The organism is Luteibacter anthropi (assembly GCF_011759365.1).
GTDB classification, from domain to species: Bacteria; Pseudomonadota; Gammaproteobacteria; order Xanthomonadales; family Rhodanobacteraceae; genus Luteibacter; species Luteibacter anthropi.
This window is the reverse complement of sequence record NZ_JAARLZ010000001.1, coordinates 680,991-694,362: the sequence shown is the minus strand read 5'-3', so window position 1 is coordinate 694,362 and position 13,372 is coordinate 680,991. Positions and strand designations below refer to the sequence as shown.

At 66.6% G+C, this 13,372-nt stretch carries 10 protein-coding genes; 2 read left to right on the top strand and 8 right to left on the bottom strand.

Translation table 11 applies throughout. From position 1 onward, the window contains the following. Positions 1-248 precede the first annotated feature (248 nt). Positions 249-1,673 (bottom strand): OmpP1/FadL family transporter, encoded by a 1,425-nt coding sequence (locus HBF25_RS02920; protein ID WP_166946356.1) that lies wholly within the window; start codon positions 1,671-1,673, stop codon positions 249-251. A gap of 223 nt (positions 1,674-1,896) precedes the next feature. Between HBF25_RS02920 and HBF25_RS02915 the strand changes: the two genes are divergently transcribed. Next, a complete protein-coding gene (locus HBF25_RS02915; protein WP_166946354.1) occupies positions 1,897-2,196 on the top strand; it encodes a YcgL domain-containing protein in 300 nt (99 codons plus the stop codon). Between the two features lie 90 nt (positions 2,197-2,286). Beyond that, on the top strand, positions 2,287-5,727 hold the full coding sequence (locus HBF25_RS02910; RefSeq protein ID WP_166946352.1) for an ankyrin repeat domain-containing protein: 3,441 nt from the start codon (positions 2,287-2,289) through the stop codon (positions 5,725-5,727). Between the two features lie 244 nt (positions 5,728-5,971). Here the strand turns inward: HBF25_RS02910 and HBF25_RS02905 are convergent, their stop codons facing one another. From HBF25_RS02905 to HBF25_RS02875, 7 genes are all read right to left on the bottom strand, one after another. Then, positions 5,972-7,777, bottom strand: a complete 1,806-nt coding sequence (locus tag HBF25_RS02905) for a monovalent cation:proton antiporter-2 (CPA2) family protein (RefSeq protein WP_166946350.1) — start codon at positions 7,775-7,777, stop codon at positions 5,972-5,974. A 121-nt stretch (positions 7,778-7,898) separates the two neighbouring features. Beyond that, entirely contained in the window at positions 7,899-8,888 is a 990-nt protein-coding gene (hemB, locus tag HBF25_RS02900) for a porphobilinogen synthase (protein ID WP_166946348.1), read from the bottom strand. Between the two features lie 119 nt (positions 8,889-9,007). Then, a complete protein-coding gene (locus HBF25_RS02895; RefSeq protein ID WP_166946346.1) occupies positions 9,008-9,484 on the bottom strand; it encodes a hypothetical protein in 477 nt (158 codons plus the stop codon). Positions 9,485-9,670: 186 nt separating this feature from the next. After that, entirely contained in the window at positions 9,671-10,429 is a 759-nt protein-coding gene (locus HBF25_RS02890; RefSeq protein ID WP_166946344.1) for a heme ABC transporter ATP-binding protein, read from the bottom strand. Further along, positions 10,426-11,463 carry a FecCD family ABC transporter permease gene (locus HBF25_RS02885; protein WP_166946342.1) on the bottom strand — a complete coding sequence of 346 codons (1,038 nt, stop codon included), beginning with the start codon at positions 11,461-11,463 and terminating at the stop codon, positions 10,426-10,428. Before HBF25_RS02885 ends, HBF25_RS02890 begins: the two co-directional genes overlap by 4 nt. Further along, the gene (locus HBF25_RS02880) at positions 11,460-12,299 is read right to left on the bottom strand and encodes a heme/hemin ABC transporter substrate-binding protein (protein ID WP_166946340.1); all 840 of its coding nucleotides are present in this window, start codon (positions 12,297-12,299) and stop codon (positions 11,460-11,462) included. The genes HBF25_RS02885 and HBF25_RS02880 overlap by 4 nt, the downstream gene beginning before the upstream one ends. Then, positions 12,296-13,369 (bottom strand): hemin-degrading factor, encoded by a 1,074-nt coding sequence (locus HBF25_RS02875; protein ID WP_166946338.1) that lies wholly within the window; start codon positions 13,367-13,369, stop codon positions 12,296-12,298. The genes HBF25_RS02880 and HBF25_RS02875 overlap by 4 nt, the downstream gene beginning before the upstream one ends. Positions 13,370-13,372 lie beyond the last annotated feature (3 nt).

The window sequence follows — 13,372 nt, the reverse complement described above, 5'->3', positions numbered from 1 at the left end:
ATCGATGACCAGTCGCACGGCCTCGACCTTGATGGCCGCGGATATTTTTCTATGACCCATGAATCACCTCGTAGGAGAAGTTTGCTCCTATCGGTGGTCCTGAAAAACCCGGCCACTACAGCCTTGCGCGCGACCGAACCGGCGATCAACCACGCGACAACGCTCCTACACAAGCCAGGGCTTCGGCGCATAAAAAAACCTCCCCGTTGCCGGGGAGGTTTTTTTTCAGACCCTGATCCGAGAGGGGATCAGAACTGGTACTTGGCCGAGACCGAGAGCAGGTTGCCCTTGTCGTCGTTCTCGCCGACCAGCAGGTCGTTGGTAGAGCTCTTCACGCCGCCGATGTGCGCCTTGTTCACGAAGATGTGAGCGTAGCCGGCGTTGATCTCGAACTTCTCGGTGGCCTTGTAGCCGACACCGAAGGCGAGCCACTTGCGGGTGGAGTCCGGCACGCGCGGCGAGCGGGTGTCGTCGTAGGTCGGGGTGCTGTCGACGGCCACACCGCCGCGGACGGTGAAGCGATCGTTGACGTAGTACTCGCCACCGACCGAGACGAACCAGCTGTTGCGCCAGGCGTACTTCTCGGTGGTCTGCGGCTGGTTCGGGTTCGAGTAGTTGACGGTGAGGTTCTGGAAGGAATCCCACTTGGTCCACGACAGGTCGAAACCGAGGCCGAACTTGACGTCCTGGTGCCAGAAGCTGGCGCTGGCCACGGCCGGGGTGGTGAAGCCGGCGGTGCCGTCGGTGTGGGTGAACGGCGGCTGGCCGGTGCCCAGCAGGGCGCCGACGGCCGGGTTCGACAGCACGGCGGTGACGTTGGACGGCATGGTGAAGTTGCCGGTGCCGTCGAGCGTGTGCTTGATCTTGCTGCGGTAGTTCAGAGCGAGACGATCGTTCGCCGTGATCTTCCACAGGCCGCCGATCTGCCAGCCGTAGGCCCAGTCGTCGCCCTTCACGCGGGCGATGCCGTCGCTGCCCGGGGGCACGACGGTGGCATAGGTGGTGGCGAGCTGGCGGGCAGCGGCCGGCGAGATCTGGCCAGCGGCGGCAGCGCGCTGGATCAGGCCCAGGCCGACGGTGTTGTAATTGATGGCGCTGGTGAGCTCGGCGCTGGTCTTCTGCGCGATGGCGCTGACGCCCAGGGCGAAGTTGTCGGTGACGTCATACGAGGCCGACAGGGTGGCGTCGAGCGACTTGAAGTCGGACTTGATGGCGTTGTAGCGGCCCTTCCAGTCGTTATCGTATTCGGTCTTGAAGCCGAACGGGGCGGTGAGGCCAAGACCGAAGTGCCACTTGTCGGCCACCTGGGTGGCGAAGTACAGCGCCGGGACCGGCATGGTGGTGCCTGCGTCGCCGCCGTTGCCGCCCGAGATGGGACGACCCTGGGCGTCGGAAGCCGTGCCCTTGAACTTGGTGCTGAAGTTGATGCCGGTGACGTCGGCCTGGAACACGTTGCCCTGCAGCAGGCTCATGGCGGCGGGGTTGTTCACGATGACCGAGGCGTCGTCGCCCGCGGCGGTGGAACCGGCGAACGCGCGGCCGAGAGCCTTGGCGCTGTTTTCCTTCAGCTGGAAGGCACTGGCGTGGGCGGCCTGCGGAGCCACGAGCGCGCCGGCGATGGCCAGCGTGAGGGCGGCAACGGCCAGCGGGCGGGTACGGAGTTTCATCTGCATGCGGGGCTCCTGCTTCTTCTTCTGTGTTGATGTCGCGTTATCTGAAAACTTATCCGTTTTCATACGCGCGTTTAACAATCCGGGGTTGAACTCTGGACGACTTGACGCAGTTTTTGCAAGTGCAACCGCAACAACCTTGAAACGATCGCAAGTTCTGCCCCCCTCTGGCACCCGCTTTTTGCTAGGGTTATGCACCAAGAGTCGCAGCGAGAGACCTGCCGTCATGCACTGCTTCGTCTACGCCAGCCTGCGCAAGCCCGATACCTATGTATGGCTCAGCCGCCGCGACGGCTTCGACCTCCTGCCCGAAACCCTGGCCCTGATGCTGGGCGATCTGCGCTTCGCTCTTGAGGTAGAACTCACTCCACAGCGAAAACTGCCCCACGAGGACACCCAGCGCGTCCTCGACAGCCTGCGCGACCAGGGCTGGCACCTGCAGACGCCACCCAACGAAACCCTGGTGAGCTGCAACCGGCCCAATCACAACCGCGAACTCGACATCGATCCTTCCGTCCGGAACTGATCCGGCCGAAAATGCACATCCCGGCCATGTGGAACGCGGGTTAACACCACGTTACCGCGTTGCCCAAACCTGCTTCGTATACTCCTGCGCATGGCCAATCCCAAACGTCGACGTCCGCCGCTCATCAAGGCTCTGCCCTGGTTCCTTCCCGCCCTGGTCGCCGTCGCGTGCGCCGGACTCACGGCGTCACCCCTGGCGCTGATACCCCTGCTGCTCGCCAATGCCCTGGCCATGGGCGCGGTCTGCCACGCCATCGGCTTCGACCCTGAATCCAGCTACCTGCGCACAGCCCTGCGCCGGGGCGCCGCGCACGTGGTGATCTTCACCGTCTATACGTTCGTGGTGTTCGTTCTGGTGGCGTGGCCGCTGCTTCGCCTGACCCAGGCACCCAGCCTCGGCATCGCCCTGCTGCTGGCCGGCACCCTGGTGGTGGCCCTGGCTGCCCTGTGGCGCATGTGGCCGGCCTTCGGCCTGCTGTTCCTGTGGGATGACGCCTATCCGGAAGACGGCGGCAACGGCTCCTGGATCTTCACCGCCGTGGCCCGTTCGGTCAGCTTTGGGCGTCACCTCTCGGCCGAGGAACGTTTCTTCTCGCATTTCCTGCCCGCCGCCCTCGCCCTGCTGGTGCTGGCGTTCTGTGCCGTGGCGCTGTCCGGCCTGTATGGCGTGTTCCCGTCCGAGCTGCGCATCGCCGCGCTGGGCATCTATGGCGTGGTGCTGCTGCCGCTGGGTTGCATGCTGATCGCCAATCGCACGCTACGCGCCCTGCTCAGTGACCGCCGCGGCCATATCCGCACCGCACGTGCCGAACCCCGCCGCGAACCGGTCGTGGAGCTGAGCCAGGTCCATACCGTACCCACGCCCGAGCCCATTCCGGTGCTGAGCCAGGAAGAAAGCGAGCCGGGCGTGCGCGAGCGCGAGCTGCTCGCCGCCGTGCGCAGTGGCGATATCGCCCGCGCCGTGGCGCTGGTGGAAGCAGGCGCCGATCCGAACACGCAGGCTGAGCCCGGCGACCGTGACCAGCGCCCGGTGCTCACCCTGGCCGCCCTCTCGCCGGATACCCGCCTACTGCGCGCCTTGATCGCGCGTGGCGCGAAGGTGGATCGTCCCCACCATGGCCTCACCGCCCTGCTCGCCGCCACGCGCGACAGCTGGCATGGGCGCCCGGAAGCCGTGCTGACCCTGCTCACCAATGGTGCCAACGCCGCCGCCACCGATGCGGAAGGCAACACGGCCCTGCACGGTGCCGTGCTGTGTGCGGAGCCGACCATCGCCGCGATGCTGCTCGACTCCGGCGCCCCCGTGGATGCAATCAATGGCGCCGGCGAAACGCCCCTGGCCATTGCCGCGCGCACGGCCAACTGGACACTCGTGCGCTTCCTGCTCGAACACGGTGCCAAGGCCGCGCCGGTGGGTGCCGAGCCGGCACTGGTGGCAGCCGCCGGCATTGCCGACGACGACGCAGAAGGCATCAAGGTGCTGCTGCGCCACAAGGGCTCGGTCAACGTCGTGAGCCAGCAGGGTCGCACCGCTCTCATCGCCGCCGCCGCGGAAGGCCACGAGCAGATCGTCCGCGCGCTGCTCCAGGCCCACGCCAATCCGAATCTCGCCGATCGCCACGGCACCACTGCCCTGATGGAAGCCGCCCGTTCGGGCGCGCACGGCATCGTGCAGTTGCTGGCCGAGGCCCAGGCCGATGCGTCGCCGCGTGATGCCCATGGCCGCGACGCGCTGACCCTGGCCTGCCAGTCGCCCCGTGCGCAGGCCGCCACCGTCCGCGCCCTGCTCGCCCTCGGCGCCCAGCCGAAGGAAGCCGGCGCCGACGGACGCAGCGCACTGGACCACGCCGCCTCGGCCGGCCGCTGGGACTTCGTGGCCCTGCTCGACCCGGATACGCCGCTACCCACCTCCCTGAGCGAAGCCGTGCTACCCGAGGCCGGCGCCGATTCGCCGCAGCATCTCTATGACGCGTTGCGCTTCGGACACTGGGCCGTGGCTTCCACGTTTCATGGAAAGGTCCGCGAGTGGCCGCTGGAAGAACTGGCTGCGCTGTATGTGGATCTTGCCGGCAGCGGCCACGACGCTGCCCGCGCCTGGCTGCTCGACCACGGCCTGCCCGCCGACGCCCGTCTCGCCACCGCCCCGGGGGATGACACGGCCCTTGGCCGGCGCCTGTTCGACGCCCTGCTGCCCCAGCTTCCGCACTCCGCCGATGCCCTGCTGCAACTGATGCGTGCAGGCGCATCTCCCGCAGGCACGGGGTTGCTGGGCCAGGCCATCTGCCGTCTCGACGGCGTGGACGCCCGCCTGCCGCTGGCGATGCTGGAGGCCGGCGCCGATCCGTTCGGTGCCGATGCCCGCAGCCGCACGCCGGTCCATATGGCTGCCGCCACGGGACAGGCCGCCATCCTCGGCGCGCTGCTCGCCCGTGGCGTCGATCCGAATGCCCGCGACAGCGGCGGCCGTACGCCGCTTCACGCCGCCCTGGAGCATGGCGGCAATCCGTTGCCGCTGGTCCGCCTGCTCGTCTCGCACGGTGCCGACCCGGAAGCTGCCGACGTCAACGGCGAAACGCCTTACGGTCTCGGCATCGGCCAGGGCGAGATCGAGCGCTGGCTCAGCTGGCCCGTCTGGCAGCCTCCGCGTCGTCCCTTGCGCGCCGACGACCTTCCCGCCGCGGCCGCCGCCGGTGATGTGCATGCGGTAGAACGCCTGCTCGAACTCGGTTTCGCCGTGGACAGCCGGGATGCGCAGGGTGCCACCGGCCTGTTGCGCGCGGCAGGTGCCGGCCAGCGTGACGTCGTGCAGCGCCTGCTCGATGCCGGTGCCGACGCGAGCGCCAGCGCCACGTCGGGTGTCACGCCGCTCGTTGCTGCGGTCAACACGCGTCGCGACGGTGTCGTCGACTTACTGCTTTCGCGCGGCGTCGCCGCGGACCAGCGCCTGCCTGGCGATACCACGGCGCTGATGATCGCGGCCGCCCTTGGCTATCCGGATATCGTCGAACGCCTGCTCGCGGGCGGCGCCGAAGCCAACGCCGAAGATGCACACGGGCACACCGCGCTGCATGCTGCTGCCCAGTACTGCTTCAGCAGCAGCGACAGCCTGCGTGCACGACGCCTGCTCGACATCCTCATCGGCAAGGGCGCCGACGTGAACAAGGCCGACAAGGACGGCGCCACGTCCCTGTTGTTGCTGCTCGGCTCGCACATGCGCCCCGGCAGCGATGCCGACGCCACGCACCTGGGTGCGCTGGTTCCCGTGCTTCTCGATGCCGGCGCGAAGATGGAACACGCCGACCATCGTGGTGTCAGTGCGTTGCACGCGTGCGCCATGCATGCCTTGCTGGCACCGGCACGCGTACTCCTGCATCGCGGCGCCAACCGCAACGCGGCGGATGCCTTCGGACGCACGGCCGGCGATGTGGCCCGCCATCTTGGATATGTCGACATCGCCCACGAACTCGGTGTACGGCAGGGGGCTGTGCCCAGCGTGCGCCAGACCCTCCGGCAACCGGCCCAACCGGACTGACGCAAAAGCCCCCGTATTCGGGGGCTTTTTTGTAGGAGCGCGCCTTGCGCGCGACCGGCGGAGGGAACCGAGCGTGTCGGCGATGGCGACGGTGCGATAGGTATGCTTTCGCGAGCACCCATCGCCGATGCGATTGGTTCCCACACCTTCCAGGGAGGGATTTTCGGTTGGCGGCGGGACGTTGCAAACGGTCGCGCGCAAGGCGCGCTCCTACACAAGCGGGTATGCCAACCGGCTGGGAAGCCTACTTCTCCGACCGCTCCCGCTCTTCCGCCGCATCGGCCTCGAACAGCTGCTGTAGATCGTGCAGCGCCTCTTTCGAGGTCTGCACCAGTGCGGCCTCGTCGTCATATACGAGGTATTGCGCGCGCAGGGTCTGGTGGTCCAGCTTGCGGAAACGCTTGATGCGACTCTCGACCACGTCGGCCGGCATGTCGAGCGACTCCAAAACGTGACGGGTCATTTCCAGGCTGGAATAGAACGTCTCGCGCACCGGATCTTCCACACCGATATCCATCAGCCGGAACGCATGCTGACGGTTACGCGCACGCGCCACGATCTTCAGATGCGGATACTGGCGACGAATAAGTCGCGCCGTACGGATATTGGCTTCAGGATCGTCCGTGGCAATCACGAACACCTCGGCCTTGTCCGCCTGCGCGGCGCGCAACATTTCCGGACGCGCCGGATCGCCGAAGAACAGCGACGTACCGCCGAAGCGACGCGAGGTTTCCACCTGCTCGACCGAGCTTTCCAGCGCCACGAACTGGATGCCCTGCGCACGCAGCACACGGGCGACGATCTGACCCATGCGCCCGAAGCCGGCGATGATGACGCGCGGCGTATCCGTTTCGATGTGATCGAACTCGCGATCCGGCTTGCGCACCTTCTCGTGCACCAGCCGCGATGCGGCAAGCACCAGCAGCGGCGTTAGCGCCATGGACAGCGAGATCGCCATCACCATCAGCCCGCGCTGGCTGTCGTCGATCAGGCGCTTCTGCTGCGCCAGGTTGAGGATCACGAAGGCAAATTCGCCGCCACTGGCGAGCACCGCCGCCAATCGAACGGAATCGGCTCCGGTCAGTGAGCCGACCAGACGCCCCAGCGGCACGATCAGCGCCGCCTTCACGGCCAGCAGCAAAAGCACCATGCCGATGACCAGCAGCGGCTTGGCGACCAGCAACGCGAGATCCACCGACATGCCGACGCTGACGAAGAACAGGCCGAGCAACAAACCCTTGAAGGGCTCGATATTCGATTCGAGCTCGTGACGGTATTCCGAATCCGCCAGCAGCAGGCCGGCGAGGAAGGCACCCAGGGTGGTGGAAATGCCCGCCACTTCCATCAGCCATGCCGTGCCCATCACCACCAGCAGGGCCGTGGCGGTGAACACCTCGGTGCTCTTCGCCCGGGCCACGAAGCGGAACACATGGCGCAACAGCACGCGACCACCGATGATCACGGCAAAGATGGTGCCCACCACGCGCAGCACGCTCATCAGGTCGGGCGCATGGGTGTCGCGCGCCACGGCTCCGCCCAGCAAGGGCACCGCTGCGATAAGCGGAATCGCGGCCAGATCCTGGAACAGCAGGATGGCGAAGGCCTGGCGTCCGTACACCGTGCCCGCTTCCTTGCGTTCGGCAAGGATCTGCAAGCCGAACGCCGTGGATGAGAGCGCCAGGCTGCCACCGACGATGAGCGCGGCCTTCCAGGTCAGGCCGAAGAGGAAGTATCCGATGGCCCCCAGTGCCGTGGCACAGGCGACCACCTGGAGGCTGCCCGTGCCGAAGACGGCGCGGCGCATGACCCAGAGTCGTGAAGGGGAGAGTTCGAGGCCGATGACGAAGAGCATCAGCACCACGCCGAAGTCGGAGATGGTGGCGACCCCTTCGGTGTCGCTGACCAGCCCGAGCGCGGAAGGTCCGATGGCGACACCGGCCAGCAGATAGCCGAGTACAGCACCGAGCCGGAATCGCTTGGTCAAGGGGACCGCGATGACCGTCGCCAGAAGAAAGACGACCGCCGTCTCGAGAAAGTGATGTCCGTCCATCCAGCGACTCCCGACGTGCTGCCGGGGATTATGTCATGCAAGGGAGGACAGCGACCGCGATGGGATCACATCGCCCGACGCGCCGTACCCATCCGGCGCGTCTTGGGGCCATGTTCAAACGTCAGCTCTTCAGCCAGCGCGCTACGTCCACGGCGAAGTAGGTCAGGATCGCATCTGCGCCCGCGCGCTTCATCGCCAGCAGCGATTCGAGCACCACGGCTTTTTCGTCGAGCCAGCCGTTCTGTGCGGCCGCCTTGATCATCGCGTACTCGCCGCTTACCTGGTACACGAAGGTCGGCACGCCAAAGGTGTCCTTCACGCGACGCACGATGTCGAGATACGGCAGGCCCGGCTTCACCATCACCGCGTCGGCGCCCTCGGTGATGTCCAGCTCCACCTCGCGCAGGGCCTCGTCGCTGTTGCCCACGTCCATCTGGTACGTGTGCTTGTTGCCCTTGCCCAGGTTGGCGGCGGAGCCCACGGCATCGCGGAAGGGGCCGTAGAAGCTCGATGCATACTTGGCCGAATAGGCCAGGATGCGGGTATGGATGTAGCCCTCGTCTTCCAGCGCCTCGCGAATGGCGCCGATGCGACCGTCCATCATGTCCGAGGGCGCCACGAAATCCATGCCTGCCTCGGCCTGGGCCAGCGACATCCTGATCAGCGCTTCCACCGTCGGCTCGTTCATCACGTAGCCGTTCTCATCTATCAGGCCATCCTGGCCGTGCGTGGTGTACGGGTCGAGCGCGATGTCACCGATGAGGCCCAGCTCCGGAAAGCGCTTCTTCAGCTCGCGGGTGGCGCGCTGGAACAGGCCGTCCGGATTCCATGCCTCGCGGGCATCCTCGGTCTTCACCGAGGCGTCCACGGAGGGAAACAGCGCCAGCGCCGGGATACCCAGGGCCACGCACTCCTCGCCCAGCTTCACCAGCTCGTCGATCGACAACCGCTCGACGCCCGGCATCGACGGCACCGGCTGGCGCACGCCCTGCCCCTCGACGACGAAGGCGACCATGATCAGGTCGGAGACGGTAAGGACGTTCTCACGCATGAGAGCGCGGGAGAAGGCATCGCGACGCATGCGGCGCATGCGAACGGCGGGAAAGCTCATGGTGGCGACCTGTCTGGGTGGCGATCCACCCATTTTACTCCCCACCCCGCCCCTGGCGCCGGGCAAAGCGTCGCAGCCCGGAATGTGCAGAACGGGCCTCGTCCGCGACCCAGGTCGCCTCAGGGCTCGCTCCCTGCCCTCTTCCCATCAAACACCGGCACCCGCGCCAGCAGACAAAACGCCACGGCCACGACCAACCCCAGCAAGGCCCCGATACCCCCTTCGAGATAAACCGCCTGCGACTGCTGCCACGCACCGAACAGCGTCGACATGATCACCGCCGAGGCAATCCCACCCACGACACTTCCGCCGAGGCAGAACAGAATCGCATTGAGCATGCCGCAGCTACGAAGGAAAAACGCCAGCGGCAGGCCGAAAACGATCATGCAGGCATACGTGGGGATGGTGATCACCAGGAGCAGCGTATCCACCCCATGCCACGCGCCGAAATTGCCGTTCGAGGCGGCCGAGATCAACAGGACGACCAGGAAAGCCGCAGGCACGGCGAGTGGAGCGATCAGCGCCGCGGGGATCAGGCCGATACCGCGTTTCGCGGGCGAGGCCTGCGAGCTATCAAGGGTGCTCTGTTCCGTCATGCCATCTCCTTCGCTGCGAGGCTTTTATCTTCGTGCGTCAGCCACTGTGCCAGTGGAAGGGAACGGTTTTCAACAAGGCGCAGGCACCGGCTTCCTGTAGGAGCGCGCCTTGCGCGCGACCGGTTATCGCGAAAACGTGGATTTACTGGCCATACCGGTCGCGCGCAAGGCGCGCTCCTACACGGGTCAGGCGGCGTCGATGCCGGGGTGGCGGGCCAGGGGAATGCCGTAGATGCTGGAGAGCAGCGCGGTGTCGAGGGCCTCGGTGGGGGCGCCGTGGCGATGGAGTTCGCCGTTGGCCAGGACGGCGATGTCGTCCGCGTAGCGGGCGGCCAGGTTGAGGTCATGCAGTACGGCGATGACACCGAAACCCTGCTCTGCGCATTCCTTCGCGCGACGCAGGATGAAATGCTGGTGCGCGATGTCGAGACCGGCTTCGGGTTCGTCCAGTAGTAACCAGCTGCCTTCCGCCGCACCATCCCATACCTGGGCCAGCACGCGGGCCAACTGCACACGCTGCTGCTCCCCACCGGAAAGGCCCATGTAGCTGCGGCCGCGGAGATTCCACGCGTGCGCAGCGCGCAGCGCGCCGTCGACGATGCGGGCATCGCGCAGCGTATCGGCGGCATGCGGGCTGCGACCAAGCGCCACCACTTCATCCACGCCGAAACCGAATTCAAGATCGACACGCTGTGACAGCATCGCACGTCGACGCGCGAGGTCGCGCGGATGCCACTGCTGCAACGAACGGCCGTCGAGTGTCACGCGGCCGGTTTCCGGTGCAAGGCGTCCCGACAACACGCCGAGCAGGGTGCTCTTGCCCGCACCGTTCGGCCCGACAAGGACGAGCAGACGGCCGGGTCGCGCCGTGATCGAAACCTTCTTCAGCACCACGCGCCCACCGCGCTGTAATGAAACGTCGGTTGCTACCAGACAGGCCGTCATCGCACACCCTCCCCCACGTTGCGACGAATCAGCAGCCACAGGAAGAACGGGCCACCCACCAGCGCCGTCAGCACGCCAATAGGCAGTTCGCCCGGCGCCACCACCGTGCGCGCGAGTGCATCGGCTGCCACCAGCAACGATGCCCCGCCAAGTGCCGAAGCCGGCAACAGGAAGCGATGGTCGGGACCGAACATCATGCGCAGCAGATGCGGCACGACGAGACCGACAAAACCGATCACACCCGAAAACGCCACCGCCGCGCCCACCGACAAGGCGACGAGGCCAACGAGCAACGGCCGCAAACGCTCCGGACGAAAACCCAGCAGCGACGCCTCGCCTTCACCCAGCAGGAGTGCATTCAGCGCGTTCGCCGCCTTCGGCAGGCACAGCAGCGGCAGCAGTATCCACGGCGCCACGATGCCCACCTTCGACCAGCCCGCACCACCCAGGCTTCCCAGCGTCCAGAACGTAAGGTCGCGCAGTTGGTGTTCGTTCGCCATATACGTGAGCAGGCCCACGCCCGCCATGGCAATGGCATTGATCGCCACGCCGGCCAGCAACAGGTTCGCCACGCCCGGTCGGCGGCGACCCAGCACATACACCGTGGATGTGGCGATGAGGCTACCCATGAAGGCGCACAGTGCCACGAGCCATGAACCGGCCTGCCCGCCGATGACGATGGCGGCGATCGCGCCCAGCGCCGCACCCGACGACACACCGATGAGTCCGGGATCGGCCAGGGGATTGCGGAACAGGCCCTGCATGGATGCGCCGCCGCTTGCCAGCGCCGAACCCACAAGCACGGCAAGCACCAGCCGTGGCAGGCGCAGCATCAGCACCACGTTGTCATCCCCGACCGCCGCCATCCCGTCGAACCAGCGAGCCAGGGCCCCTATGATCTGGCTCGCCGGGATATCGATGGCGCCACGCGAAAGATTCCACAGCGATGTCGCCAGCAGCAGGGCCACGAGGGCCAGGAGGGCGACACCGCGACGGGAGCGTACGCGCGGGATAGCGGCGGTCACGGCATTCATCGCGCGGCCGTCGCCCAGCGGCGCTGGAGGTCCGAGGCGGCCTCTGCCGTGCGCGGGCCGAAGCCGAGCAAGGCCTGTCCTTCGACGAAGTAGATCCGCTTCGCCTTGCCGGCCGGCGTATCGGCCACGCCCGGCAGCTTGAGCACGCCGTCGAGACCACCCACGGCATCCTCGCGTTCCTTCATGAGCAGGATCACGTCGGGCTTGAGTCCCACCAGTGCCTCGGGCGACACCGGCTTGTAGCCTTCGATGCCGGTCGCCGCATTGACGCCGCCGGCGAGCACGATGGCGCGGTCGGCCGCGGTGTCCTTGCCTGCGGCCATCGGGCTGCCCTGCCCCGTGGACATCAGGAACACGGCGCGCGGATGCGTGCCCATGGCGGCCACGGCCTTCGCCAGTTCGGTGAAGCGCGCGGCCACCTGGTCGGCGAGCGTGGCGGCATCCTTCTCGTGGCCGAGCAACCGACCGATGGTGCGGATCTTGTTCTCGATGTCTTCCGGCGTGCGGGAGACCGGCAGGGTCTCGATACGCACTCCCGCATCGCGGATCTGGCCCATCGCGCTATCCGGGCCCGCATCATGCGTGGCGAGAATCAGCTGTGGGCGCAGGGCCAGCACGCCTTCCGCGCTGAGCTGGCGCACATAACCCACGTTGGGCAGCTTCGTCGCATCGGCAGGGAACAGGCTGGTGGAGTCGACACCGGCAAGATCCCCCTGCGCATGCAGCGCATAGATCGTCTCGGTGACATCGCCGCCGAGCGACACCACGCGCGTGGCGGCGGTGGCCGCCAGCGGCAGCATCAGGGCCACGAACAGGCCATAGCGCTTCATCTTCATGCCTTTTTCTCCACGCGTGCGAGCAACGCACGCCAGTCGTCACGTTCCGGGATACCTGGCTTGCGCTTGCCGAACACCTGCACGATCTGCGTGCCATCGGCGGCATACAGTTCCAGCGAGGTCACCACGCCTTCCGGTACCGGCTTGCGCACGATCCACGCACTGTCGATGGCATCGGTGCGCAGGTGCAGGTTGAAACCGTTGTCGAGCACGTTGAGCCAGGGACCGGCCATCTTCACGTTCTGCACGGCACCGGTATGGATCTGCACCACGCCTGGCGAGCCGACGAAAACCATCAGCGGCTCGCCGCCTTCGGCAGCGGCTTCCAGCACGGTGCGCAAGGCGTCGTCGACGACACGGTCCGCAAACTCGTCGCCCACCAGGCGCAAGGCCTGGGTCCGGGTGACCTTGTGCTTGCGGAGCATGGCGAAGAAATCGTGCGGATCACGCAGCGCACGCCAGCTGTCACGCAACGAAGCGGTATCCACGGCATCGTCGGCAAGCTGTTCGGGCAGGGGTTCGTCCACCGTCACGCAATCGATCAGCGGCGACTGCACGGCCGCCGTGTAGCGATGCACCAGCATGCGCCATGCCGAACGGTCGGTTTCGTCCGTGAGGTAGATCTTGTGCACGGCGCGACCATCGCCATCGAAGAACTGCAGGCTTTCCAGCTCGCGGCCACGCGACTGGTCGCGTACCACGAAGCCATAGCGCCAGTGCTTCAGGAACAGGCGCAGGTCGATGTCCTCGTCGAGCACGATACCCATCGTGCCGCCGATATCGATGTTGTTGTACTGGCCTTTCTTCTCATGCACGCAGTACGCATTGCGCGTGAGTGCCATCACGCGGCCCAGCTGAGGCAGGTCGCGAATCAACGTAGGCAGGTCGCCTTCCAGGCGGGTCACCCCGTCGCCGACGCGGCTGGCCACGAGGGCACCTTCGCTCACGCCAAGGCGCTCGGCGGCATCACGGGCACGCAGGCCGGGCTCGGTTTCGCGCAGCTGGCGCCAGCCGCTGATCAACGCGGGAATATCGATACGCGGGGTCGGGGGAGCGGTGATTTCTTGCATGAC

Coding starts and splice junctions, on each gene's coding strand:
- HBF25_RS02920 (WP_166946356.1), bottom strand. CDS start 1,673: ATGCAGATGAAACTCCGTACCCGCCCGCTGGCCGTTGCCGCCCTCACG.
- HBF25_RS02915 (WP_166946354.1), top strand. CDS start 1,897: ATGCACTGCTTCGTCTACGCCAGCCTGCGCAAGCCCGATACCTATGTA.
- HBF25_RS02910 (WP_166946352.1), top strand. CDS start 2,287: ATGGCCAATCCCAAACGTCGACGTCCGCCGCTCATCAAGGCTCTGCCC.
- HBF25_RS02905 (WP_166946350.1), bottom strand. CDS start 7,777: ATGGACGGACATCACTTTCTCGAGACGGCGGTCGTCTTTCTTCTGGCG.
- hemB (WP_166946348.1), bottom strand. CDS start 8,888: ATGAGCTTTCCCGCCGTTCGCATGCGCCGCATGCGTCGCGATGCCTTC.
- HBF25_RS02895 (WP_166946346.1), bottom strand. CDS start 9,484: ATGACGGAACAGAGCACCCTTGATAGCTCGCAGGCCTCGCCCGCGAAA.
- HBF25_RS02890 (WP_166946344.1), bottom strand. CDS start 10,429: ATGACGGCCTGTCTGGTAGCAACCGACGTTTCATTACAGCGCGGTGGG.
- HBF25_RS02885 (WP_166946342.1), bottom strand. CDS start 11,463: ATGAATGCCGTGACCGCCGCTATCCCGCGCGTACGCTCCCGTCGCGGT.
- HBF25_RS02880 (WP_166946340.1), bottom strand. CDS start 12,299: ATGAAGATGAAGCGCTATGGCCTGTTCGTGGCCCTGATGCTGCCGCTG.
- HBF25_RS02875 (WP_166946338.1), bottom strand. CDS start 13,369: ATGCAAGAAATCACCGCTCCCCCGACCCCGCGTATCGATATTCCCGCG.